25 protein-coding genes and 1 pseudogene are annotated in these 24908 nt (G+C 57.3%); 8 read left to right on the forward strand and 18 right to left on the reverse strand.

The window, feature by feature from the left end; genetic code table 11:
• Nucleotides 1-178 precede the first annotated feature (178 nt).
• From IB263_RS32395 to IB263_RS32455, 13 genes are read right to left on the reverse strand one after another with little or no spacing between them, the layout of a single operon-like run.
• Complete coding sequence (locus IB263_RS32395; protein WP_192439541.1) at nucleotides 179-2272, reverse strand: type IV secretory system conjugative DNA transfer family protein; 2094 nt, start codon at nucleotides 2270-2272, stop codon at nucleotides 179-181.
• Entirely contained in the window at nucleotides 2269-3297 is a 1029-nt protein-coding gene (virB11, locus tag IB263_RS32400) for a P-type DNA transfer ATPase VirB11 (RefSeq protein WP_192439542.1), read from the reverse strand. The genes IB263_RS32395 and virB11 overlap by 4 nt, the downstream gene beginning before the upstream one ends.
• On the reverse strand, nucleotides 3278-4489 hold the full coding sequence (gene virB10 / locus IB263_RS32405; RefSeq protein WP_192439543.1) for a type IV secretion system protein VirB10: 1212 nt from the start codon (nucleotides 4487-4489) through the stop codon (nucleotides 3278-3280). The genes virB11 and virB10 overlap by 20 nt, the downstream gene beginning before the upstream one ends.
• Nucleotides 4486-5298, reverse strand: coding sequence for a P-type conjugative transfer protein VirB9 (gene virB9, locus IB263_RS32410; RefSeq protein ID WP_192439544.1), 813 nt, complete (start codon nucleotides 5296-5298; stop codon nucleotides 4486-4488). Before virB9 ends, virB10 begins: the two co-directional genes overlap by 4 nt.
• A complete protein-coding gene (locus IB263_RS32415) occupies nucleotides 5295-5990 on the reverse strand; it encodes a virB8 family protein (protein WP_192439545.1) in 696 nt (231 codons plus the stop codon). Before IB263_RS32415 ends, virB9 begins: the two co-directional genes overlap by 4 nt.
• A 25-nt stretch (nucleotides 5991-6015) precedes the next feature.
• Nucleotides 6016-7044: a type IV secretion system protein gene (locus IB263_RS32420; RefSeq protein ID WP_192439546.1), complete on the reverse strand. Its 1029-nt coding sequence runs from the start codon at nucleotides 7042-7044 to the stop codon at nucleotides 6016-6018.
• A gap of 16 nt (nucleotides 7045-7060) precedes the next feature.
• Nucleotides 7061-7288, reverse strand: a complete 228-nt coding sequence (locus tag IB263_RS32425; protein ID WP_192439547.1) for a hypothetical protein — start codon at nucleotides 7286-7288, stop codon at nucleotides 7061-7063.
• Entirely contained in the window at nucleotides 7278-7979 is a 702-nt protein-coding gene (locus tag IB263_RS32430) for a type IV secretion system protein (protein ID WP_192439548.1), read from the reverse strand. Before IB263_RS32430 ends, IB263_RS32425 begins: the two co-directional genes overlap by 11 nt.
• An 11-nt stretch (nucleotides 7980-7990) precedes the next feature.
• Nucleotides 7991-9079 (reverse strand): lytic transglycosylase domain-containing protein, encoded by a 1089-nt coding sequence (locus IB263_RS32435; protein WP_192439549.1) that lies wholly within the window; start codon nucleotides 9077-9079, stop codon nucleotides 7991-7993.
• Complete coding sequence (locus IB263_RS32440; protein ID WP_192439550.1) at nucleotides 9076-11535, reverse strand: VirB4 family type IV secretion system protein; 2460 nt, start codon at nucleotides 11533-11535, stop codon at nucleotides 9076-9078. Before IB263_RS32440 ends, IB263_RS32435 begins: the two co-directional genes overlap by 4 nt.
• A 2-nt stretch (nucleotides 11536-11537) precedes the next feature.
• Nucleotides 11538-11837, reverse strand: coding sequence for a type IV secretion system protein VirB3 (locus tag IB263_RS32445; protein WP_113399136.1), 300 nt, complete (start codon nucleotides 11835-11837; stop codon nucleotides 11538-11540).
• 2 nt (nucleotides 11838-11839) lie between these two features.
• Nucleotides 11840-12190, reverse strand: coding sequence for a TrbC/VirB2 family protein (locus IB263_RS32450; protein WP_192439551.1), 351 nt, complete (start codon nucleotides 12188-12190; stop codon nucleotides 11840-11842).
• A gap of 11 nt (nucleotides 12191-12201) precedes the next feature.
• Nucleotides 12202-13161: a lytic transglycosylase domain-containing protein gene (locus IB263_RS32455; protein WP_192439552.1), complete on the reverse strand. Its 960-nt coding sequence runs from the start codon at nucleotides 13159-13161 to the stop codon at nucleotides 12202-12204.
• Nucleotides 13162-13321: 160 nt separating this feature from the next.
• Between IB263_RS32455 and IB263_RS32460 the strand changes: the two genes are divergently transcribed.
• The 5 genes from IB263_RS32460 to IB263_RS32480 all read left to right on the forward strand — a co-directional run bounded on the left by IB263_RS32460 (nucleotide 13322) and on the right by IB263_RS32480 (nucleotide 16019).
• The gene (locus IB263_RS32460; protein WP_192439553.1) at nucleotides 13322-13930 is read left to right on the forward strand and encodes a hypothetical protein; all 609 of its coding nucleotides are present in this window, start codon (nucleotides 13322-13324) and stop codon (nucleotides 13928-13930) included.
• Nucleotides 13927-14463, forward strand: coding sequence for a thermonuclease family protein (locus tag IB263_RS32465; RefSeq protein WP_192358212.1), 537 nt, complete (start codon nucleotides 13927-13929; stop codon nucleotides 14461-14463). The genes IB263_RS32460 and IB263_RS32465 overlap by 4 nt, the downstream gene beginning before the upstream one ends.
• Entirely contained in the window at nucleotides 14460-15152 is a 693-nt protein-coding gene (locus IB263_RS32470; RefSeq protein ID WP_192358086.1) for a thermonuclease family protein, read from the forward strand. The genes IB263_RS32465 and IB263_RS32470 overlap by 4 nt, the downstream gene beginning before the upstream one ends.
• 101 nt (nucleotides 15153-15253) lie before the next feature.
• Complete coding sequence (locus tag IB263_RS32475) at nucleotides 15254-15823, forward strand: hypothetical protein (RefSeq protein ID WP_192358084.1); 570 nt, start codon at nucleotides 15254-15256, stop codon at nucleotides 15821-15823.
• A 13-nt stretch (nucleotides 15824-15836) separates the two neighbouring features.
• Nucleotides 15837-16019, forward strand: coding sequence for a hypothetical protein (locus tag IB263_RS32480; RefSeq protein WP_246811147.1), 183 nt, complete (start codon nucleotides 15837-15839; stop codon nucleotides 16017-16019).
• Between the two features lie 319 nt (nucleotides 16020-16338).
• On the opposite strand, the gene panD is transcribed toward IB263_RS32480, so the two are convergent.
• Complete coding sequence (gene panD, locus IB263_RS32485) at nucleotides 16339-16791, reverse strand: aspartate 1-decarboxylase (protein ID WP_192358081.1); 453 nt, start codon at nucleotides 16789-16791, stop codon at nucleotides 16339-16341.
• A 684-nt stretch (nucleotides 16792-17475) separates the two neighbouring features.
• Between panD and IB263_RS32490 the strand changes: the two genes are divergently transcribed.
• The 3 genes from IB263_RS32490 to IB263_RS32500 all read left to right on the forward strand — a co-directional run bounded on the left by IB263_RS32490 (nucleotide 17476) and on the right by IB263_RS32500 (nucleotide 21678).
• Nucleotides 17476-17883: a TadE/TadG family type IV pilus assembly protein gene (locus tag IB263_RS32490; RefSeq protein WP_192358210.1), complete on the forward strand. Its 408-nt coding sequence runs from the start codon at nucleotides 17476-17478 to the stop codon at nucleotides 17881-17883.
• Nucleotide 17884: 1 nt separating this feature from the next.
• Nucleotides 17885-19624, forward strand: a complete 1740-nt coding sequence (locus IB263_RS32495) for a pilus assembly protein TadG-related protein (protein WP_192358079.1) — start codon at nucleotides 17885-17887, stop codon at nucleotides 19622-19624.
• A gap of 302 nt (nucleotides 19625-19926) precedes the next feature.
• Complete coding sequence (locus IB263_RS32500) at nucleotides 19927-21678, forward strand: bifunctional diguanylate cyclase/phosphodiesterase (protein ID WP_192439554.1); 1752 nt, start codon at nucleotides 19927-19929, stop codon at nucleotides 21676-21678.
• 86 nt (nucleotides 21679-21764) lie between these two features.
• Here the strand turns inward: IB263_RS32500 and IB263_RS32505 are convergent, their stop codons facing one another.
• The 4 genes and pseudogenes from IB263_RS32505 to IB263_RS32520 all read right to left on the reverse strand — a co-directional run.
• Nucleotides 21765-22448: a LuxR C-terminal-related transcriptional regulator gene (locus tag IB263_RS32505; RefSeq protein WP_192358075.1), complete on the reverse strand. Its 684-nt coding sequence runs from the start codon at nucleotides 22446-22448 to the stop codon at nucleotides 21765-21767.
• 124 nt (nucleotides 22449-22572) lie between these two features.
• Entirely contained in the window at nucleotides 22573-23778 is a 1206-nt protein-coding gene (locus IB263_RS32510; RefSeq protein ID WP_192358074.1) for a DUF3422 domain-containing protein, read from the reverse strand.
• A 266-nt stretch (nucleotides 23779-24044) separates the two neighbouring features.
• Nucleotides 24045-24626: a HutD family protein gene (locus tag IB263_RS32515; RefSeq protein WP_192358072.1), complete on the reverse strand. Its 582-nt coding sequence runs from the start codon at nucleotides 24624-24626 to the stop codon at nucleotides 24045-24047.
• 4 nt (nucleotides 24627-24630) lie between these two features.
• Nucleotides 24631-24908, reverse strand: a pseudogene (locus IB263_RS32520) (urocanate hydratase); the annotation flags it as partial.

Below are 24908 nucleotides of genomic sequence, written 5' to 3' on the forward strand. Positions count from 1 at the left end.
GTTGTGGTTGTAAGTCGTTAACGCTGTCAACGCATGCTATGCTGGCCGCAGAGCGACAGTCCAAACCCTGACGCAGGGTATAGAGTTTTACTAAATTAGACAACTAGACCGGGATCGTTGACCAAAATCCCGCTTGGGGTTGATAAAGGATCAGTTCGTTTTGCAGTAACGTATCTCGCTACGCACTAATCGGCACCACACCGACGTCGATAGGATCAGGCACAGTCGCGTCGAAGATCTCCATGAAATTCCGACGCGCTGTAGGTGACCTGGAACCAAGCTTCTCGACTTTTGCTTCGACTGCTGCCTTCAGCTGGACGGCCCGCGGTTTCAATCCCACTTCAAGAGCCTTGATCCGGGCTTCCATCGCAACCAGATGAGCCGGCGCTTCCGCTTCGGTCGCTGGCGCCGCCTCTTGCTTCGATCTCAGCGCGTTTTTGTTAACGGTTCGCTTGGTGGGGGCCTCATCCTTCGCAGCCACTGGATGAACTTGCATTTCGGCCGGGTCTCCGGCGGACGCGGCCTGCTTTTCTTCTTTCACGGGTGGAGGTGGGGCCATTCCAGCGCAAGGGTCTCCGCCATTGGCATACTCCGGAGCCGTCGCCGGCACGGGCTTCGGCGTCAGATATTCGACCTCCGGCACGTGCGGAATGTGTGCTTGAGAGAACGCTTCTGCCGATTTGAAAGGCTGCGTTTGGAAGAACCGAAGCTTCTCCCCGAAAATCGGCCTTTGTCCCTCGATGAGCAGGATCATCCTGTTCTCCGGCATTTGCCGGACTTCCTGCGGCATCATCAGGTCGCGCTCCCGAATCTGCTCTACCTTCGTGCGACGGGGCAGACCCATTAACTCGATCGTTCGGGATTCCGACTGGTAGCGGATCGTGCGCTTCCCAAGCGCCCGGGACGCATATTCGGCGGTTGCCTGGTCATTGGCACCAAGAACGAGCTGATAGCCGCAATTGCCGAGCAAGGAATGCCTCGAGGTTTCGCCGTAGATCTCGTCGAGGTTCTTCAGGTCCTGGATGATGAAGGCGAGCTTGATGTTATAGCCGGCCACATAGGGCAGCTTCGTCATGATCTCGTCCATCCGCTTCAACTGCCGAAATTCGTCGAGCAGGAAGTACACGGGGAGGGAGTTGGGATCGTGTTCGAGCGTGAGGATGTCCATCACTTGCTGCACGAACAAGGTCAGGAGCGGACGCAACAGCGTGATGTCGGTAATGTTGGGCGCCAGGTAGATCGAGATCGGCCGGCGCTTCATTGCCCGCAGATCCATGTCGGTAACGTTTGTCGCCGCAACGATCCGCTCATTCTTGAAAGGCCGCATGGCCTTTTGAATGTCCAACAGGGCAGAGGCGGCCGCCCGCTCAGATAGAGCGAGGTAGGAATTGAAGCTTTCGATAGTGAACTTCGACAGGTAGGGCTCTTTTTCCTTGATGTACTTCATGAGCGCCTGCAGATCGACGCCGCTGTTGAAGAAGGAGTTGACCTCGCCTAGATTTCGCCGGTCCTTATAGAAAGGGCTCTCCGTGATGTAGCTGATCACGCCGGCAAGGACTTGCTGTGCGGTCGCTTGCCAGACTGAGTTTTCCGACTGCGTGTTTTCGGGCACCAGAATGCTGGCGATATTTTGTATGTCGGTCGTTCGATTTCCGCGCTCAGAGCGCACGAAGTCAAGCGGGTTGTATCGATTGGTCGTTTCCGAGCCTGGCGCGAACAGGAAGACTTGGCTGCCGTTCTGACGCCGATAGCCCGCGGTTGCCTTGAACACCTCGCCCTTGAGATCGGTTACGATCATCGAACCTCCATGCATGAGCGCGTTCGGAATCACATAGCCGGCGCCCTTACCGGAGCGCGTCGGGCCGATGATCAGGTGATGCCGGTCGTCCTTGGTGCGAAGAATGCCGCGCCCCAGACGCCCGAATATATGGCCGTGTTTGCGGAACCATTTCCCCCGCCGAAGCGAGGCCATGTCCTGAAAAGAAGCGTCTCCAAGGGGGTTGGTGATCGGCTTGAGACCGATGTGAGCGACGAGGCCTGCAACCAATAGTGCCGGCGCGATCGAGCCAAGCGCGACCTTCTGCAGGGAAGGGCTCGTTCGATAGAGCCAGAACTGTTGGATTGGAGCAAAAGGATTGCTGGTGATGGTTGTTTCGAGAATCCGCCCGTCTTTATAGAAGAGCTGAAGCCCCAGGCCGTACCCAAGCATCCAGACAACAAACGCTATCCCGAGGCAGAAGAGAAGATAGAAGGCCTGGAGCCCCTTGGTCATGTTTCATCCCGGGCAAAGAAAATCTCAGAAACGCCGCGCTTGCCGCCCTCCCGGCGGAGCTGGATAACGATCGGTATCACCATCTGGATGTACGACATGAGATCCTGCTTGGAGAAACCGGCCGACATGCCGGCCTGCTGCATCATCATCGCGAGCTGCTCATACGCGCCCATAGGCGTATCCGCATGGACCGTGGACATGCTGCCCGGATGGCCGGTGTTAATCGCGCGCAGAAATGCGAATGCCTCGCAGCCACGAATTTCGCCGACAAACAGGCGGTCGGGACGCATGCGCAGCGATGACTCGAGCAGGTTTTGAATGGTCACATCCGCGGTGCCCTGGTCGCCCTTCGATGCAATCATATGAACCGCGTTGGCTTGCGGCGGGAATAGCTCTCGCGTGTCTTCGAGCGTGATGATGCGTTCATTTGGGTTCACGCTCTTGAGGCAGGCGTTGAGGAAGGTCGTTTTACCAGAGGACGTGCCGCCGCTGATCAGGATCGAGACCCGCTTGGTGATGGCGGTATGGATGAAATCGTAAATCCGATTTGCGCGCAGGTGCCGGATCAATTGCCGGTCAATGTCGCTGAGACCACCAACGGCCACCGATACCTTTTCGAGTGAGCCGTTATCGCGATACTCCTCGAGCGTGAAGTTGTTGACCACCTGCTTGCGGATCGAGATGGAGCCGCCTTCGGGTGCTGCCGGCGGCAGGACAATCTGGATACGCTCACCAGTGGGGAGCGCGGCGCTGAGGATCGGCTTGGCACGGCTGATAAACTGGTTGGTCGCCGCAGCAACGCGCTCACCGATGTTCTGGATTTCATCGAGCGTCAGCGTTTCGATCAGATGATGCTCCATATGATCGGCGCCGAACCGTTCCACGTAGACCTGACCCGGCCTGTTGACCGCGATCTCCACCACCTTTGGGTCGTCAAGAAAATGCTTGATTGGTTCGAGGGCGCGATTGAGGAAGTAATGCGGATCGCGCCTGATGGTACTTGCGTTACTTGCCGCGACGTTCACGCTGAATCTCCTTCATCGCTTCGGTGATCGGATCATCGTACATTGCGCCGAAATCGAGGTCCTGACGTACGTAGACAAAGACGCGCTCGCCTTGGCTGACGCTGATGGTTGGAGGAATGCGGAGGTTTTCGCCCAAGACCTGGTTCGCCATGTCGGAGAAGGTCTCGGTGATCGTTTCGCGGGCCAGTTCTTCGCCACGCTGTGCGTCGCTATCGTCGTCACCGAACGCCTGGTCGCTTCCATATCCCGTCAGGAAGCTGGCCCCGGCGCCGACGACTGAAAGCATGATCGCCGAGCCGAACCGCTCTCGCCATTTGTTGTCGACATGGCCGGTCAAACCGGAGCGGCCCAAGCTGTCTGCCCCGATTGAATTGAGCCGCACTGAGACGCCGTCGTCACGAAGAAGCCGGGTCCAGATGACAAAGATGCGTTTCTGCCCGCGCGTCACTTCGGACTGGTATTCGCCGATGAGACGGGTCCCGGTCGGGATCAACACGCGCCGGCCGTCGAACGAATAAACGTCCTGCGACGTGATCGCACGAATTTGACCGGGAAGGTCGCTATTGATTGCGGTTTCGAGAATCCCGGGGATCAAAGTTCCTTCCGGTATCATCGCGTCGATCCGCTCGATCTGCCGAGCCTTCGCGGTTCGGTCGGCAAGGCTCGAGGCCCCAGCCAAGTACTTGCTGTTGCGATCCTCGCCGGCAACGGACAGTCCGGTTTCTCCTTCATCCGACAGACTTCCGCTGCCTGTCCCGTTCCCTTTTTGATCGAGCGAGATCAGGCCGGACTTATACCGGTCGGGAAAGTCCTCGACAGGGGCCATCTCTGGGGCTTGTTCAACGACCTCAGGGGGAGCTGGAACCTTGAACTCGGTCGTGTCGACAGGCGCCTCTTCAACTACCTCAGGAGGCTCAGGCAGCTTGATAATTTCCTGCTCGGGCCGCGGCTGTGGCTTTTCTTCATCACGCACAAATGACGGTGGCCGGAAGGTCGTGGTTTGAAACTCCTCGTCGCTATCAGCGACGTCACGCGGCTTTTCGTTGGCTGCGGCAAGGACGAAGTAGGCGGCGACAGCTCCGCCCACAATGAGGGCAGCCATGCCCAGGGATTGGTTGCGACCGACACGACGATTGCTGACGGCCGTCTCGTCAGCCGCCGTCATGGCTTCAAGTTCGGGGCTGATCTTCATTCGTTGCCGCTCCTTCTTCGTTTCGCCGCTTTTGTGTCGTGGGCGGGACCGAGAATGTCAGGATCCGGAGCGCCGAAGTCGGGCTTGCGAAGGTTGAAGATGCAGGTCCACTGGTTGCCGTCGCGCAGTGTGTATTGCGTCGCAACGCCATCGACGACGATGTATTCGCCCTCTTTCCTAAAATTTCGCAGTGTCTCGGAAAAGTCGGTCTGGACCGCAAAGATCGCCGGAACGCGGCTGCTGAACTTGAAGAAGGTCTTCTTGCCGTCGTCGAAGATCATTGCCGGCTTCAAAGCCGGATCACCGGAAAACGAATAGTCGATGTTGACGTTCGCTTTGTCGATCTTGGACATGTTTGGGTTTGCCGCCCGGTACTCGGCTTCCTTGCGGAGCGAGGCATTCAGATCTTTTTCGGGGTACACGAAACGGATCCCGAACACCTGCTTGCCGTCGGTCGGGGCATGGTCGTTGAGCTCGAGAAAGTAGATCCTCTTGCTGGTCACAACGTTCATGTTTGTGGCGACATTTTTCGCGATCGGTTTCACGAACAGGATGTTGCCTTTCTCAGACGGGGCAACCTGCCAACTGTCGGTGTCGCCAAGCGAGATCGTCTCGAACTTTTCGTCCTCGTCAAAGATGATCATCGTGGAAATGCCGTAAGTCGCCGAAACCTTCACGACGTTGTTGGACTGGTAGACTACGCTGGTCACGCGTGAATCGAGAGAGCCGGGACGGGGCGCTTGTGCCGCATAGACGTGAGTCATCATCGCGACCCCGCTCGCGGCCGAAAGCAGGAAGCGTTTCATCACTCAGCGCCCCCTTGTGTTACCGTCTCCTGGTCGCGGCGATAGTTATAGACCTGGAAGCCCAAGGGGTTCTCGAAGCGCCATTCATTGGTCGCCGGCGTGTCCGTATAGCGATGGCGGACGACGGAAATGTAATGCCGGACGATCGAGTCCGTGTCCGATTTTTCGGTGGTCGAAAACCGGACCAAGGCCGTGCTCGCATTCGAGAAGGTGACGGACTTGATATCAACGGTCACATGTCTGTTCTTGCCCAGGACCTTTGCCGGATTGTTCGGATTTGCTGCGCTGTAGAGCTCCTGCAGCTCGCGGGCTGCATCGCCAGTGGAGAGCAGGGCGGCAATGCCGAAGTTCTGCTCGATGGCGAAGGGGTCGTAACCTTCACGCGATCGAATGTAGCGAACGACATAGGCCTGAGTTACGGCCTGTTGGTCGGTGAGGTTTGCCGGACGGGTGAGACCGGTTTTGACCTCCATGTAGCCTGTGTTTTTGTCGACCTCGACGATATAGGGTTCAAAGCTCTTCAGCGGGACGAGCATCACCAAAGCTGTCAATGACAGCAGGGTTATCGCTGCGAAAATCGTCGTGACCATCCACGCGATCGTGCGCGATCGCTTGGCTTTCTTCACGATCTCCTGTTCCCAGCGATCGCCATCCTGAAAATAGCTCCGAAGAGCTGTTTCGTTTGTATCCGCCATTCGTTCTAGCCCTTACGTTCGCCTCTCAGCGAGGCATGCTGTTGTTGCTGATGCGGTTCTGCATCGCCTCAGCACTGGCGTTTCTTATGTTGGCTTTCATGCCTTCGTGGGTCCGCGCCCTAGCTTGCATGCCTGCATTGCCAACTGCTCCCGCCACCCTCCGCCCACCCTTGAAGGCCGCTACTGGTGCTGAGACTCCCGCAAACCGGCCGACCGCCCGAGCAACATTGCCGAGACCGGCTGCTACGCCGCCGGTAATCCCCTGGGCCAGAACCTGAATATTGAAGAGGACGAACGCGCCAGCGGCGCAGAGCAACAGGAACGCGGAGATGTCGCTGAGCTGAAGGCGCCTTTCGCTTGCGGCGCTGCTGACCTTTGTCAGTTCCGGATCCATTGCTGCAATCAGGAACGCGGCCACGACATAAACGAATAGCGGGATTAACGCATACATCAGCACCTGCTGGAACCACGCGACGCCGAGGCCCCTTGTCTGGTCGAAAAGCATGCAACCGATGAAAATCGGCGCGGTCCCTATCAGGACCCACATCATCACTTTTGCGAGCAGTAGGATCGCCAACGCCACGGCGATGAACACCGCCACGGCGAACATGATCAGAAAGCCGACCATGGACGGCAGAATTGTCAAATAACCCGACTGTTCCGCAAACGCGGAAGCGGCCTCGTTGGCGGTTCTCCAGATCATCGATAGGCCGTTGGTCGGCTCCGTTATCCCGGTGCCTGTGGCAGTTAGGATCGCCCGGCCGACGTCTTCCGGCGTGTCGTTCAGCCAGGAGTAGAACAGCGTGTTGAAGTAGTCCCACTCCCTCACGAGCGCGAGGATGATCAACATGCGGGTCACGCGCCCTATGATCTCGCTAACGCTGATGCGGGCGGTTCCCATGAAGAGTTGCAGCCCGTAGTAGCCCACATATGCGATGAACATGATGGTAAGCAGCGGCACGATTTCGTCGCCGACAATCCCGTATGCTCTTGCTGAGAAATTTGCGCCAGTCTGTTCAATTCTATCCAGCAGCGCGCCAAGGAAATCGTTCATCGGTGGGAACCCGTCCTCATTCAGTCGCCATCGCGTCGATCGCCGCGAAAGCCGCAGCGGCCTCGCCGTTTATGCTCATCATCGGGCCGCATTCCTGACGAGGATCCGACGCGTAAGAGGTCAGGTTGGCAGGCCTCTTGCAGGGCGCGGTTTTCTCCTTCGCCGCCGTGCCGCAGCCGGCGAGGCCGGCCGCGATCAAGACGGGAAGGAGAGCCTTCGCTGTCAGGATGATTTTACTGGTCACTATAGGTGAGTGCCTTCTTTGAGTTGGAGATGTCCGTCAGGCGTCGCTGGTTATCGGCCTGGAGGGAAGACACGGCGCCGTTCATCACGCCGATCAATTCGTTGACCGTCAGGCCGGCTTGCACCTGCAGCTGTGTATTCTGGTCGATTGAACCCTTGATATCCTTGGCTTGACCGATGTTCGCGCCCGCTTGCTCGAAAGCTGTGCGGCGGGTCTGGACGGCCTTTTGCGAGCCGGTGACGAGGGCGGCGACACCGAGAACTGTGTTGACCATTTCCTCGTATGACTTGTCGCCCGAGAACGAGCTGCCTGCTTGGCCGGATAGGTTTTTCACGAGTTGCAGGCCGTTGATGAAGGTCGTAGCGACCTTCCCAATGTCACCGCCCATGCTGCCGAAATTCGGCACGCCGCCTGACATAAGGCTGTCGAAGGACGGCATTTGGGAAACGCTGAATCCGTTGCCAACGGCAAGGTTCTGCATCTGGTTGGCGTCGCTGCCGCGATCGCCGGTCACCGCCTGAAGGGTCTCCTGGACCGTTTTCAGGACTTCCTTGTTGGTGCCAAGAATCTTGTCGGTCGTCGCCGACGTTTGCTGCGCAATCTTAAGATTGGCGCCGTCGATGACCGGTACTTGGGCAAGAGTTGTGGATGCAAAGGTCAGCGAATAGGCCGTCAAAATTAAACGTCTCATCGCAGTTCTCCTCATTGAGCGTTCAACATCAGTTCTACGTTGGCCTCACGTTCACGCTTCTGGACGCAAGCCTTCTCCGTCGGGTTCCATTCAAGCCCTTGCCGTGGATCGCAAAGACCAGTCGTTTCGCGGTTCGCATTGTCTTTCTCAGTTCGGAAATCGCTTGTGCGCGATGATCCGGACAGGCCGCCAACATCGACGGCGCTACGAGAGTTCATGAGATCCGCCATCGTCGTGCCAAGACGAATGACCTGGTTCATCATTTCGAGGTTGGCATTGCGAGCGCCGGAGTTGTGGTCCCAACTGTCCTGGACCGTGCCGCTGTACATTCCGCCCAATTGCTGCAGCCACGACGCGACGTTTCCGCTGCTTTCAACGATCGATTGGGAGGTCGCCATGGAGTTAATCGTGGAGTCGCGCATGCCGGTGAAGGCCGTCGAGCCCCCGCCGTAGTTCACCGGGATATTGGCCACGTCGGAACCACCGAACGCTGGCAGCCACTTTTGGGTGATGTTCGCGACGTACCCTTGCGTTTCCTTGAAAGGGGGGATTCCGCCATACTTCTGCACGTTTCCGGGACCGGCGTTATAGGCGGCCAGCGCCAGATTGGTGTTGCCATTGAAGCGGCGAAGTTGTTGCTTTAGATAACGCGCACCGCCCCGAAGATTGTCTTCGATGTTGTGGGGATCGACTCCGAGGTCCTTTGCCGTGCCCGGCATAAGCTGAGAGAGCCCGATCGCACCGACGGGCGATTTCGCACAGGGATTGAAGCGGCTCTCCTGGTAGACAAGCGCCATGAAGAGTTTTTCATCGACACCTTCTTCCTGAGCAACACGCTTTACCAAGCCGGCAATCTCCGGATTGGCAGTCGCCGCCGAGGCCGGATCGCCGCCTCTCCCTGGCCGATAAACCGAGCACGTCACACCTTTGCTGACGGCGTGTCGATCGCTGTCGGTCTTTTTGATTTCCGTCGTCGTCTGGTCGCGCGTGGTATCGGTCTTGAGAACCTTGTCATCGATGACGGGCACCTGAGAGAGCGCCGGTGCGGTTTCGACAAGAGCCAGTGCAGAAATTACCCACAAAGCAGGACTTTTCCTCATTCGGCCTTCTCCCATCCGCAGAATTCGGCCAGCCAGTTTTCAGGCTCGTCGCCATGCCGTTCCCGAAGCGCTGCGCATTCCTCGATCGTCTCCTTGCGCCCCGAGAGCACTTTCACGAGATCGGGCATGGTGGAGAGATCGAGGCGGGCAATGACCGAGTCATTGCCGTGTTTGATGAGGAAGGTTCGCTTTTCGGGTGGGGTGTTCTTGATGAAGTTGAATTCCTTCGCCGTCAGGCCAAAGCGCTTGATGTAGCTCTCTTCGTCGGCGCGGGGGTTCGGGAAGTGGATGTTGGTTGCGGACTGCTCGATCAACGTGTGTGAGGCTTTTGCCTTGGCGATATCCGCCGCGGACTGAGTTCCGAAGCCAACAATGCCGTTGAGCTTACGGATGGTCTTCATCTTGTCGACGATGAACGCCGAAAAGGTCTCGTCCATGAGGAGCTGCCAACCTTCGTCCATGAAGAACATGACGGGGTTTCCGTCCAACAGCTCATCCAGCCGATGATACAAATACATCAGCGCCGGTGTGCGCAGGTCCTCGTTTCCGAGAATGTTTGTCATGTCAAAGCCGAACACGCTCCGGCCCGAGAAGGAGAGGACGTCATGCGCGGCGTTAAAGAGCCAGGCCTTTTCTCCGTCGATCCAAGGCCGAAGGCGCGAATGAAGATCGTTGGCATCCGCCCGCGACCGACCGACCAGCAATCCGGCTAGGTTCGGCAGATTCCGCTCCGCGGCAGGCTCCTGCATCAAACGGACGATTGCCCGTTCGAGAGTATCCTCGTCTTCCTGGTTGAATTCGCTCCGATCTCCGGAGCGCAGCATTGCCTTCAGCAACCGAAGCAGGAATTCGCGGTTCGGGCCGGTATTATCGAGCTGCAGCGGGTTGAAGCCGGTCGGCGTGCCCGGCGATAATACCTCATATGAGCCTCCAATCGCCCTTACAAAGATCTCCGCACCCCGGTCCTTGTCGAAGAACACGGCCTTTGGTGTCGGTGAAACGCGTATCGCCTGCGCGAGCAGGAACGTTAATACGACCGTCTTACCGGAGCCGGTCGGCCCGGTGACAAGGAAGTGGCCGATGTCACGGCGATGGAAGTTGAACCAATACGGCGTTTGCGACGTCGTTTCGAGGATCGTGATCGGCAGTCCCCAATGGGTGCGATCAGCCTGACCCGTTGCGAAATTGTGCATCGATGAGAGACCGGAGAAATTCGCACTCGACAGCATTGCCTTGCGGGCAATGTAGCTGTGGTTGCCGGGCAATTGCGCCCAAAAGCCCGCTTCGAGGTTCAGGTCCTCGCGAAGCCAATTGATGTTCATGTCAGTCAGGCACGCACCGAGTTCAGACACGGTGCGGCTGACGCTGGCGAGGTCGCGGGACAAGCACAGCAGCGAAAGATGGTGGAAGCCGAACACGGCTTCCTGGTTCATTAGGCTATTGAGCGCATAGTCGATGTCCTGCTCGACCGCGCTGCCGGATTCATCCGATGCCCTGATTTGCCGTTGCAGCCGACTTATCCGCTCTTGCGCAATCGGCTTGTCGGCGATGGTGAAAGACTGCGTCAGAATGAATTCATGGTTCACCTGCAGCAGGCCGTCCAACATTCCCGGTCCGGTAAAGGGCGGATACTCTTTAATCGATAACAGGGCGCCAAAACGGGTATCTTCATCGACTGCCGCCTGAGCCTGCATTGTCCGCTTACTGAAATGCAGCCGCGACGTGCCGACGTAGTTGCGGATGCCCATGCGCGGCAGGCGCATTTTGCGCGGCACGCCACAGGTCAGGATCGCATTGATGAATTCGCAGGGTTCGGAATAGGGTTCGCCCTGTTCCTTCTTTTTATGCCCCTCGATCGTCGCCTCGGCGTCACTTCTGCGACGATAGGTAATTCCAAGCGCTCGGGCACCGTACTTCTGCAGGTCGCGCACGATGTTACCGATCAGTTCTTCAAGCTCGGAAACATCTTCACGTGTTTGCTGGACCCGAGCGTCTTTGCTGGCCTTGTCGAAGAGCCTCTTTAGCGAGTCCCCGACGCCGAGAGCGCCCCGCATTCCTGACCGCACGATGGTCAGATAGATTTCGTTCGTGAACATGCGCTTGTGACGCAGTTGCTCAACGTAGCGCCTATTCAACAGATCGCAGAATGGCTCGTCGAACGCGCCACCGATCTCGGTTTCGACTTCGCGGCGGATCACTGTGGACCAAAGGGAATAGCGGCTCGACCCCAATGCGCGGATCATCGTGTTGTGCACGACCGATCGCATGTTCAGTTCAGCCTGGTCTTCTGTTTGGAAGAACAGCCCATCCAGTTTGATGACGCTCAAGAGTGAACCGTTTTCCAACCCGATCACAGTGTCGGAGACATGTCTGAGATAGGGGACATGAATCGACATGGGCCGCTCGTTGCTAGCGACCCGTCCAAATCCCAGCTCTTCTTTTATGACTTTCAGCATGATCACGGTCCGTAAGAGTTGGTGCCCCAAAAACGCTTGTTGGGCGTGCGAGGCGTCTTGCGAGACGTCACCTGCAGAACGTCGAGGATTTTGTTGTCCCAGGTGCAAAGCGAGAACAGAACGATGTAAGCGACCGGCGCGATCAGCAGCGCGAGGAAGTGGTTCGTCGCCAGCCAGCCGATAATGGTGACCCCGACGATCAGCACCACCGCCATGTATGGCACGCCCCAAAGCGTTGGAGATCGAGTTAACCCGATCACCAACGGAGTAAGAGCCGGCTTTTCGTCGGAGAACTCGCTCATGCTCAGTTGCTGCCGACGGACGAAATCATCTGGTCGACGATCGCCGGGGCTCCGAACACAAGACCGATACCGATGACAACCGCACCCGCTGTGAACCACGAGAGACGTCCGGCAAAGGCGAGGAAGCCAAGGCCGATGACAGCAATGATCGCCATCAGGCGACCAAACGGGCCGGTGATGAAGTCAACGATCATCTGGACGGCCGTTTGAAGCGGCGCAAAGGCGCCTCCGGCTCCGCCGCCTGCCTGCGCAAAGGCAATATCGGCGCCAGCAACCTGAATGGCTGCTACCATGCCGAACATCGCCACAAGCTTCAGCGGTTGGGATTTGTCCCTCTGTACTCCCGTCTGCATATATCTCTCCTTTAGAAGTGCATTACGCCACCGACAAACGTGCCGGTTTTTTTCACGGCGACGACGCCGGCATCGCCGCTGTCACCCGCATCTGAGACCGCTTGCGAAGCGGCTATTCTCGCCTTGCCTTTTGCCGACGGTATCGGCAGCCCGAGCTGGTAGTTGACCACCTTGGCGACGTAACCGATGGTTTCCTTGAATGGTGGGATACCGCCGTGCTCATAAATCCGCTGCTCGCCGCTGTTGTAGGCGGCGGCAACAAGAAGGGGGTTTTGAAACTCGTCGAGGAGCGCCCGCAGGTATTTCACCCCGCCCTCGATATTTTGAGCAGGATCACAGATGTCCTCGACGCCAAAGCGTGCAGCCGTCGCCGGCATGAGCTGCATCGGCCCGCGCGCGCCCTTTGGTGAATTGCGGCTCTGGTCAAAACCACTTTCCGCCCAGGTGATCGCCGTCGCAAAACGCTCGTCCACACTGTATTTCCGTGCCGTCCGGACAACCAATGATTTGATTTCGTCTGTGTCCAGCGGAGAGGGACCGCAATTTTGTGCTTCGGATTGGCCGCCTTCAGCCGGCTCGGATGCATCAATTTGCTCTAACCTTCCTGTCGGAGTTTGCGAAACTCCATGCCCAAAGGTGTCATCATTTGCAGATGATGCGTGGCCTATTATTGCATCAATTTGATTCGATCCCCCAAGATTATGGAGGTGCTCTTGCGCTTCGGTCGCCGGTTTCACAACGCCGTCGGCGCCAAAGACGAACTCTTTCTCGGATCCAGACCAACGCTCTTCGAAATTCGTCGCGAGGGTGGGCTCGCCGCGATTTTGCCAAGCGCTTTGATTTTTTACGATTTTTTCATTTATTTTATCGTCCTTGGCGTGTGCAGTCCCGCCCCAAGCCAGAGACAAAAGGGCGGCGCTGACAAAAGTGCACCTTCCCGAAATGCCTGCTTTTCTAGCCCTTTTTTCCATCGTCCTCCGCCTGACTTGCGGTGTTGTGATTGAAACGAAAACTGTTTAGATTGGTGAGCTAATGACATCGATTTGGTTCAGCGATACAACTTTTTGAAGATCACTGAAACCCCCTTTTGCCGGGGGGATCGACAGAAGCAATTTGGATAAGGGCTAGAAAATGAAACGGACCATCATTGCCGCGCTCGTAGGTGGTGTAATGACAACACCCGCATTGTCTGCCTCGGACATCGACAAGAACTACATCAAGTCACTGGCAGCGCCGGGTAAGACCGTGCTGGTGATCGAGTACTACGACGGAAGTGGCAAAGTCGCCGATCGCAAGGGTTACGCGACCACGGCGGGGTTCAAGGCCGTATCGCCCACGGACTTCCGCGTTGACGATAAAACGACGCTTCGCCTCTACGGGCTCGAGCCCTGCAAAGGTGAAATGGTCAACCGTAGTGAAGACTTCGCCGGGAGCTGTGACGACTTTGCACAGAAGCAGCTCCAAATCATGCTGCAAAACCCCAAGGTCGTCTTTTGCCGCGCGTTCGTGAGCGAGCAAGGCGCACCCCTTCAGAACGCGACTTGCTACGGCTACTACAACTTTCCTGGCACTCTCGATTCCGTCGATATGTTCGAGGAGCAGCTGCTATCGCTGGGCGCGCTACGCATATCGCAGAAACCTGACGGAACGCCCGCTCGCTCGGATCTCACCAAAGCCGAGGAGATCGGGCAAAAAGGCTCTTTCGGGATGTGGGCCGATCCAAGGGTAAAGGGGCAATGAGAGAGGTTCTCATTCTCCTACTGGCCCTCTTCCCGACATCCGTCGCCGCCGCGCCAGATGGATATTTCGATCTGCTGCCTGGCGTCACCTTGGAAACCGGCGATACGTGGACGTCGGATGGCAAGCGCTACCGGCTCTATGGCGCTCAATCCTGCCTGCGCGGCACCTCTTACACGGACAATCATGGGCAGAAGCGCGATTGCGGCGAGGCCTCCCTTGCCGTACTCGCGGCATACATCAAAGACACCAAGCCTGTTTGCGCGCCGATCGTTAAAAAGGACGGTATCGCCTACGTGGTCTGCTACGCGACCGTTGGAAAAGACCGGCTCGATCTGGCGAATGTGCTGATCACGAGCGGCTACGCCTTCGCGGCCCTCAACGGTGAGGGCCTGCCCTATCACGTTCCCTATGCCGTGGCCGAGCAGCTTGCCCGCGATAAGCGCGCCGGCCTCTGGCAGTTCGAAGACGTTCAGCACCCGGCCATTCTTCTGAGCCGCGAGGTGAATGCGCGAAACAAGAAAGCGGATCAATGAAGCGATGCCTAGCCGCTACCGCAGCTCTCACTGCGATCATTCTGCCAGCTACCGCGGCTGACCTCGTCGGGAATCCCGATGCAACCCGACGGCGGCAGGGCGACGCTCCGTCCCACGCGTATCCAGTCTTCAAGGGTCGCGTCGCGGTCATGGATGGCCGGACCCTCTGGTATCCACAATTCTCCCAGCGTGTCCGCCTCGCCGATATAGACGCCTGCGAGCTGCCACAATGGGCGCTCGACCCTAAGTGGCTGGACCGCCGGCGACAAAAAGCACCTTCGCCCGTTCCCTGCGGCCCACTCGCAAAGTCCTGGCTCAAAAGGACCGTCGGCAACAAACCGGTCGAATGTCGCGTCATCGCCTATGGTCATGATGGCATCCCGCAGGCCCGTTGCACGACGAGCGGGCAAGATATTGCGCTAGAGATGCTCCGGGTTGGTTGGGCCCGCGTGGCCCCGCCGTATTCGTATAACACTCAGTACCTGGCCTATCAGCGGCACGCCATGGCAGCCCGCTATGGCATGTGGGCGACCTACGTTCTCGATATGAACGAGTGGCGGCGCAAAGCCGTAGACAAGACGCTCGGCCGCCAGCCGATCGCGGACGCCAATCTTCTCGCGGATCGCGAGAGCGAAATCTCGCCCCCCTTTATCGATGCTCGGCGGAAGCCAAGGAGGACCGACCGATAGGTGACGGAATTCGCTCAAGAAGAGCACCCGCCAGCGCGCGATCGACGCGGCTCTTCGTCGATCGGCTGTTTCCCGCCGCAACCATCATGAGGACCACCTGAATGAAACGGATGTTTTTCGCCACAGTCGGTCTCGCCGCTTTTGCCCTTGCTCCCCAAGGCGCCAAGGCACAAGACGCCACCTGGGGCTGTCAAGTGCTCCTCTGCGCCGCCTCCCAAAGTCCGTCGTGGCAAGGCGTCCCCTATTGCGTACCGCCGATGACGAAGCTCATCAACGCGATGAAGAAGCCCGGCTTTTCTTGGCCTATCTGCCACGAGGCGAAGGCGGGCAAACCTGGTCGCGAGCAATATGAGGATTGCCCGGCCGGCACGAGCATTGGCTACAGCGAAAGCGGTCGCGATGGGGTGAAGCGGACTCCTAACAAATGTGTTCAGGTCGTCGACCGGTGCGAGAACCGCAGGGACTTCCACGCCCGATACGGCAACGCGGGCGCCAATGATCGAGCAAATATCGAACTGCGTACTCTCTATAACGATCCGGACAATCTGAGCGACAACGGGTGCAAGGTCCAAATCACGAGGCCTCGTCCACAACGTTCAAATCCTTATTTCTTCGACATTCCGAACGACAAGGGCGTCAAGGAACGCTTCTGGTTCAACCTCAGAACCTGACGGGAAGGTTGTAATGAACCAGAAAATCCTTTTGGCAATCGCGGCCAGCGTGGGTCTCGCGGCGGGCGCTGGCGGCACGTATCTTGCCACGTCCGGACCTGATGTGGACGCTCAAGCAATATCCAAGGCCGAGCTAGTCGCGGCTATGGGATCGAAACAACATGCCACAGATCTCCTTGAAGCTCGGCCAGTGTGACAAAAGCGACGCCGGTCCCGGGGTGGCATGCATGACGTCCATAAAAAGTGCAACAACAATATGCAACCTAGTGTTATTTTGTGGATGCAGTGCACGCGTATCTCACTGGCGACTATGTCTGGTCAGACAGCATCGAACTCGATGCGGACGGCTTCGCGTCGGTAATGTTATAACATATCGCATAAGAACTATTATGGAACTGGCCGCGAGAAATGAGCGGAAGCCCACGACAGGCGCGGCCTCTGTGCGGATTCCCGCTGTAACAGACGGCTCAACTTCAAAGAGGTACGGCGGCACCCACCGTGGATCGGCGATGCACTCAGCCGCCTGACACCACGAGCGGGACGGGCAAGGTCCTATCAAACTGGTCGAGGATTTCGAACGTGTACTTGCCGGCCGCATCGACGCCAACCGCATAGCTGAGGCGATCTCGCACGTGGTTGTTCTCGTCGAAAATCAGGATCCTCGGCTTCAATGACTTAAGATAGCTCTCCTCGAGATAGACCGAATTGCAGATGATGATCTGGTCGCCGGGCTGACAGGTACGTGCGGCCGCGCCATTGAGGATGCAGCACCTGGATCCGCGTTCACCGAGAATGACGTAAGTAGAAATACGAGCCCCGGAATTCTTGTTCCAGATCTCGACGAACTCCATCGGCAGGATGCCGGCTTCCTCGCAGTGGTTGGGGTCAAGCGTGATCGACCCGTGATAGTTGAGGTTGGCCTCCGTTACGTGGATGCCGTGAAGCTTTCCTGCGACTAGCTTTCTCATTTGGTCACCCCCCGGTTTGATCAGGCTTCGCTAGCGTTTTGGCGTCATCGGCGCGGTGAAAATCTTACGTTCCACCATAGGCAGTCTGAGAAGGTCAAAAGAAAGCCCCGCCAAGGATGGCGGGGCAAGGCTCGCACCCAGATGGCTCTCTGGACGCGGGGAAGAAAAACTACATCGGCCAAACCGATGCAGTCAGATACCGGACAAAGTCCAACGCGGGGAAGGTCGCTTTCGCCGATTCCGGTACGGTTGTGCTAATATATCACCTGCTTATTTAGGTGACCTCCCCAGCGGCATTTGCGAGCAGGCGGGTGACCTCGTTTCCTCGACAAGCGTGGGAAACATAGGAAAGCACGGCGATCGCCGAAGGGACGTCATCGCGGAAGACACGGCTATTCGACCCAAACCGGCGTCTTTCTTGAATCAGATCGGGAATCCGCGCGCGACCGCTGACAGCTCCCGCTTAGATCTCGACCAGGAGCTGGTCCTATCATGCTTATACATCGCATTCCTTGACAACTGCTTACCTGTTCACGCGAAGCGATCATCACTTCCTTCTAAAAAAGAAAAATCGAGATTAAATCGAGCGAGGTGCTCAAGTTGGCTTTGCGATTTTATCGGGGCTCTACGCCAGCGAGCGACAAAGCTCGCCTTTCGCTGTGTGAGTCCAGGCGTCGGCTACGCTTGATTCGGCGATCCAATACAGGCGCCGCTGCAATCGAATTCGCAATCATAGCGCCGCTCTTCTTCCTTTGCGTGCTGACCTTGATCGCCTACGGCGTCTATCTCAGCACAGCGCATTCCATACAGCAGATCGCCGCCGATGCCGCACGCACTGCCATCGCTGGACTATCCCAAGGCGAGCGTGAACGCCTCGCGACCGACTACATCCGGCGCACCACGATGGATCAGGCCTTCATCAAATCTTCGCGCATGACCGTGACCGTCAAGGACGACGCCAGCAACGCCAACCAGTTCACCGTTCGGATCAAATACGACGCCGCCGACCTCCCGATCTTTAACCTTTTCACATTCGCGATGCCGAGCAGCCAGATCGAGCGCTTTGCAACCATACGCGTGGGAGGGGTCTGACATGTCGTGGAAATCAACGCGACTGCGCACGCTGCTCCAATCAAGGGACGCCAATATCGGCATCTCCGCTGCACTGGTCATGCCGCTGGTCGTCGCCTCAATGGGGCTCGGCATCGACTACGGCTATCTCACCGTGCAGAAACGTGAGATGCAGTCGGCGGTCGACCTTGCCGCGATCGCAGCGGCCGCCAACATCTCGTCGGCCGAGAAGTCCGTACTCGACCATTTCTCCAACAATGGCCTCAACTACGCCGTGGCCACGCCGACCGGGCTGATGACGGTCGATGGCAAGGTGCTGCCGCTGAGCGATGTCGGCACGGGCAAGGTGGATGGCGTGGCCACGCTGGCGCGCGGTCGCTATATCCCCGACCCTTCCGTCGAGGCCGGACAGCGCTTCGTCAAGGACGCAACGCCGACCGATGCCGTTCAGGTTCTGCTGGAAAAGAAAGGCCAGATCTTCCTAGCCTCCATGTTCAGCGCGCCGCCGGATTTAAGCGTCATCGGCACGGCCGCCAGCTCCAAGATTGCCGCCTTCTCTGTCGGCTCGCGTCTCGCCAGCCTGAACGACGGATTGTTGAATTCGATCCTCGGGCAAATGCTCGGCACGACCATCTCCCTCAAGGTGATGGATTATCAGGCTCTCATCGACGCCGACATCGACGTCCAGCCGTTCCTGAAAATCGTCGCGACAACGCTGAACCTGACCGCCGCCTCCTATGAGGACGTGCTGAAGGCCAATCTGACCATGCCGCAGCTGCTCTCCTCGATGCGGCTCGTCCAGGGTCTTTCAGGCACAGTGACAGCCGCGCTGAAGAGCATCGAGCTTTCGACCGCAAACAACAAGAAGACCGTCACACTGGCCCAGATCCTCAACCTCGATCCGAAAAAGAGCCTGCAGATCGATGCCGGTTCCGATTGGGCGATGAAGATCAGCGCGCTGCAGATCGTCTCCGCGGCCGCCGCAATTGCCAATGGCGAACACCAGATCGCGCTCAACGCCGTGACCGGGCTTCCCGGCATCGCCTCCGCCAAGGTCAAGCTCGCGATCGGTGAGCCGCCGGTCCAGACGCCCAGCCATCGCCTCGGAACCCCGGGCGCAGCCGTGCGCACCGCGCAGACCCGCCTCGCCGTCGAAGTCAACGTCGATGGCCTTGCGGCCCTTGCCGGCATCCGCGTCAGACTGCCGATCTACGTCGAACTTGCCTATGCCGAGGCGAAACTTGCCGACATTCGCTGCTACGGCGGCACTCCGGAAAACGCGGCGGTCAGCGTGGACGCGGTGCCAGGCATTGCCGAGATCGCCATCGGCGACGTCGACCCGACAGTGCTCTCGAACTTCTCGTCGGATGCCCGCGTACAAAGGGCCCGCCTCGTCGATGCCCTCGTCGTCAAGATCGATGCGCTCGCTCATGTCGAAGCACAGAATCTCAAGGTCTCGCGCCTGAGCTTCAGCCCATCCGAGATTGCGGCTCGATCGATCAAAAGCGTCTCCACCAAGGATATTCTCACCTCCACGACCCAAACGCTGCTCAACAACCTCGACCTCAACATCCAGGTTCTGTTCCTCACGCTCGGCAGCCCGACGATCATCCAGCAGGCCCTGGCTCAGACCTTGGGTTCCGTCACCAAGCCGGTCGATGACCTCCTCTACAACCTGCTCCTGCTCGTCGGCGTCCGGGTCGGCGAGGCCGATGTGCGCGTCACCGGCGTCAAGTGCCAGCCGCCTGTGCTGGTGCAGTGATGATGCGGAAAAGCGAAACTGTCGTCTCGCTGGACCCTAAGCAAGCTCTTGAAGAGCCGTCCCAGGCTGACCCGTGTTGCCCAGCACAGATCCCACCCTACCGCCGTCGCGCGTCCATGCGTACGCATACACAATGCGTGCTTGGTCCATACGGGCCCGCTCTACGAGTAGTGGCAAAACTGGGAAGATTCAGACACTGCTCCAGGACGCCAATCTAGCGTCCTTCCAAAGCCTGAAGGTGGTGAAATACGATGGGTTCTCAACGTGAAATATGCTGCTCCAAAGGGAACAATGCCGCACAGATGACGCAATCTCTGCGAGACGCAGCAATCAAACTCTGGGGAGCGCCCCGGCTCGGGGCCAAGCAGGATATCATCAGTGCGCTCGACATTGCCGTTATCGTTGCAGTCACGGATTTCCGCGGCACCTTCACTTATGTGAACAGCAAATTCTGCGAGATCAGCGGGTATAGCGAAACAGAGTTGATTGGCGAGAACCATCGAAAGGTCAAATCAGGTCAGCACGATGTAGCGTTTTTCCGAGCCATGTATCGTGAAATCGAGCAAGGGCGAATTTGGCACGGAGAAATCTGCAACAGGCGAAAGGATGGATCACTTTATTGGGTCGACACGACGATCGTTCCCAATCTCTCCGAGAGAGGAAAGGCCGACAGCTACACGTCGATCCATTTCGATATAACGGACCGCAAGCAGCTTGAAGTCGAGCGGTGGGCAAGTCGAGAACAGCTGAAACGCATCGCTAATCTCGACCCATTGACCGGTCTGCCGAACCGACGAAGTTTCCGGCAACTTCTGGAAACGACAATCCGGCAACTTACAGACTTTGGACGCACCTTCCATCTCGCTCTTCTGGACGTAGACACATTCAAGGAAATCAACGACTCGTTTGGGCATTCCGCGGGCGATTACCTCTTACAGACCGTGGCATCCCGTCTCCGGGAACTATGCCAAACGAAAGGCTTCACCGCCCGGCTGGGCGGTGACGAGTTCGGCATAATACTTACCGATGTCACGCCGGCCGCCGCAGAAGCCTTCTTTGAAAAAGCCCTTGAGAAAATCCGCCAGCCAATCCAGATTGGCTTAACTTCACGGCGCCTTTCGGCGAGTCTCGGCGTTTCCGTGTTCCCCGAAGATGGGAATGATGCAGAGAACCTGTTTCAGTCGGCTGACCTAGCTCTCTATCACGCAAAGTCCCTTGGACGCGACCGGTTCGAACTCTTCCATGCCAATCTCAAGACGGTCGCCAAACACCGGTCCCAGCTACTGTCGGAGATTGAGCATGGCCTTCGACGGGATGGGTTCGAGCTTCACTATCAACCAATCGTGCCGGTGGTGCGCAACGGGCTGATCTCGTTGGAAGCGCTCATACGCTGGCGGCATCCGCAACAGGGATTATTGACGCCGAGCACCTTCAAAGACGGCTTCTCGGATCCGGCAGTACGAGCAGCTATCGGGATGTTTGTTCTCCAAAAGTCATTCTATGACTTGGCGGACATGTTGGCCGCGCAGTTTCCCTTGCAGAATGTCGCAATCAATCTCACCAACTCCGACTTTCGATCGGACGCATTTGTGGATCGTTTTTTCGAGCTGTGCGAAGAAACCAAAATCGGCCCGGAGAAACTTTGCGTCGAGGTAACGGAGAGCATGTTTCTTGGCATCCACCAAGAACGTGTGGAGCGGGGGCTTCGTCGCCTCCATGAGGCGGGCGTGGAGATTGCATTTGACGACTTTGGAACAGGAAACGCTTCGCTGACCCATTTACGCCATTTACCCATTGATAAACTGAAGATCGACCGTAGCTTCGTTGCCAATATGGCGGCTTGCCCGGAGGACCAGGCGATCGTTCGCGGCATAATCGACATCGCCCATAGCCTCGACAAAGCTGTCACAGCAGAAGGTGTAGAAACCAAGGAACAAGTTGAATTGCTCGCCGATATGAAATGCGACTATATGCAGGGATGGTACTTCAGCCAGGCATCTCCTCCAGACCGGTTGGCGAAGCTCATTACATCCCTGTTGCCGGGCATCGAGTGAAATTGGACGGGTTTCCTTATGACGGGAAGTCGCAGCATCCTGTAGCCCGAGAGGGGTTGGCGCTTGTGAGTCATCCGGGGATAAGCTCAAGTTTGGCGATTGAAAGCAGCAAAGATTGCAGCCGCTTGTGCTCTGCTAGAAACGCCGAGTTTCGATAGTATCTGAGCGACATGATAGTCAACATTACGTTGTGTAAGCCCGCAAATTACGGAAATCGCGAAATTAGATTTACCTTCAGCAATCCAGCGTAGTATTGTTTGCTGTTTTATACTAAGAACATCCAATGAACCCGCTTCGAAGCCGGTTCTGGCTGTTTTGGCTTTCATGCTAAGAGCGGTCGCTACCATGTTTACTTCTGGAACTAGCTCATAGTCAAATGGGCCATCAACGCGACGCGACAGACAGAGAACCGAGTAGTCGGTCGAAGACGCTATGATGAACAGAACAATGCCGCTCTTGGCGGGTATGGGGGGCAAGAATTCTAGACTCCGCTCGCTTGCCGGATTTGTGGCCGATTCTCCCCATAAGTATGTGACTGCACCCATCCGAATAGACGGTTCGTCGAATTCTGGCGGGTATTTTGTTTTTGCGTAATCCAGTGCTACAGATCTCGGCCAGTTAGTGAGGACATCCCGCCTGTTGCTGTGAAGGTATAGGTAATCTTCAAATCCGATCTCAACGAAATGAGGTACAAGCAGAGAATCAATGTTGTCCCAGCATGTATTACCGATATCGTTGATCAATCTTAATGTGATTTGAAATCGTTGCATCTACTAGCTCGCTAAAACGCGGGACTGGCCGATCCATCTCTGACACCACCTTCGAGCGGCCTTGTCCTATAGAACTTTGACGCACTGGTTCGGTGCATCGATCAGAGGTGTTTGGGAATTGACCTTAAGCGGGTACGGAAAGTGCGTGCTTTATGCGAAGCACCGAGATTGACACCGCCCCAATCACAAGAGGTATCGATACAAGCATCACCATCGGGCTTACGTGATAACCGGCATGCTCACCCGTCTCGAACAAGATCTTCAGCAAGCCCAGTAGATAGTAACTAATCGCAATGATCGAAAAACCTTCGACGGCCCGTTGGATTTTGACTTGCGTCGCGGCTCGCTCCGCAACGGCCTGAATTTGGACAGCGTTCTGATACTCGATCTCAACTTGGATTCGCGTCTGTAGGAGATCGATCAGGTGCATGGTCGCGTTTGAAAGCTGATCCAGTCGCAAGGCGGATGCTTCGCAGGTTCTGACGGCGGGTTTGAACCGCCTCGCGACGAACACACCGAACCTCTGAAAGCCAGGCACATGCGTCTCGCGCAACTCGCGAATACGCTCCTCTACGATCTTTGCATAGGCCGAACTGGCGCCAAAGCGATTCCGCGTTTCAGCAGAAGCAGAAATGATTTGGCCTGAGAGCCGCGAGATGTCTTCAAGTAGAGTCCGATGCTCAGACGTCCGCATCGACTGATGTCGGTTTGTCAGTTCAACAAGCTCTCGATCATAGCTCCGAAGGAGAGGAGCCAATCGGCGAGCCTCCGGAAGCCCAAGCAAAGCCATGGAGCGATAAGTTTCGATTTCACATACGCGGCGAACCATCCGCCCGAGTCGATACGCGTTCAGTTCCTTATTAAAAAGGAGTATGCGGCTGGATTGATCGTCTCGAACACGAAAGTCCGAACACACTTGAGCCGCGCCGCCGCCAATCGATGATGCAGCGGTATCGCGAAATCCAAACTCTAAAAGGGTAGGCCCTAGCTCGGAGGGTGCCGGCCCCAGGACTAGAATGCCTATTCGGCAGACGAGCTGTGCTGAGCTTGCACCTATGAGGTCTGTAACGTTCAGCATAGAAAGGTTTGACGTGGGCCAGTCCTTCACCTCCCTTTCTAACGTCGTCACGCGGGTGACCGTGACGAATTCCGTGTGATACTCTACCTGAGTGCGAACGCTATCGTCTTCGCCCCGGTTGCCGGATACGCAACGCTCGCCATCCTGTTTGACCGATCCGGTCGGCATGAGTGCCACGTGCTCGACTAGCGAAGGACCGGTAAAGTAAATGGAAGGTCGAGCATGAAGCTCCGCATTGAAATCTGACGACATATGTTTCGTCCAAGCTGATCCGGTACCCGGAGTTGGCAACGACCTAGCGGTGCATCGCTACGGTCAGCGTTCAAAGAATCGCCAGAATTCTGCCTGCCGTAGTCCACAGTCGATCTCGGTCTCGGATCGGGGCTTCTCAGGAGATCTTACCGCGCATGCTGCGACAACGGCCCGAATACCAATTGGTCCGTAGTGTTCAACCAAGTTAGGCTGATCGAGTGGGCGGTTCTGATTAGGTGCTGTTTCCAACATGTGAAATCCCCTGGTTAATTGGAACTGGGTCGGGAAAGCATCAATTCGATTGTGAAGACGGACGCGGTTTTACTCGCGCGAAGATCAATCTTCTCGCCGGCTTTCAGGCGGATGGCGTCGAGATACTCCAACGCTTCTCCGGTGCTCTTGAGCTGACAGGAACTGGCGATAATGACAAGTGTCTCCGCCGTATCCGACCCCACTTCCAACTCGCGATCAAACGTGCGCCGTAGAACGCGATGCCCACAGCGCCCCCTTCGACTCATGACATTGAGATCGCTTATTGGCGCGTCCACCAGCCTCGCAATCGTGGTCACGTCAGCTGGAAAGGTATACGGGTCGCTATCTGGATAGCAGATGATGGGGGTCGATCCGCCGACCGTGAGTTCGATCCCCTCCCCGGTTAGGACAGTTAACGTCCGATCGATATCATCAAACGTTGAGAATGGTCCGTCGCTCACGACTGTCGCCGTGCTGATTCGCCAGTCGAAGTCCTCGACGGTCGCGTTGGGCGGAAAGACGGCGATTTCCACCGTCTCCCCCTTGCCGTTCTTCCACGGCATGCGCTTATAGTCCGCGGGATGCAAAACTTGCATTGGATCAGTTCCCGAGAATGCCGGGCAGGCGCAGGCCCTTATCCTTGGCGCAATCGAGCGCAATGTCGTAGCCCGCATCGGCATGGCGCATGACGCCGGTTGCCGGGTCGTTCCAGAGCACGCGTTCGAGGCGCTTGGCCGCATCGTCGGTACCGTCGGCGCAGATGACGACGCCCGAATGCTGCGAGAAGCCCATGCCGACGCCGCCGCCGTGGTGCAGCGACACCCAGGTGGCGCCCGATGCGGTGTTGAGCAGGGCGTTGAGCAGCGGCCAGTCCGAAA

Source organism: Ensifer sp. ENS03, from assembly GCF_014852035.1.
In the GTDB taxonomy this organism is placed as follows: domain Bacteria; phylum Pseudomonadota; class Alphaproteobacteria; order Rhizobiales; family Rhizobiaceae; genus Ensifer; species Ensifer adhaerens.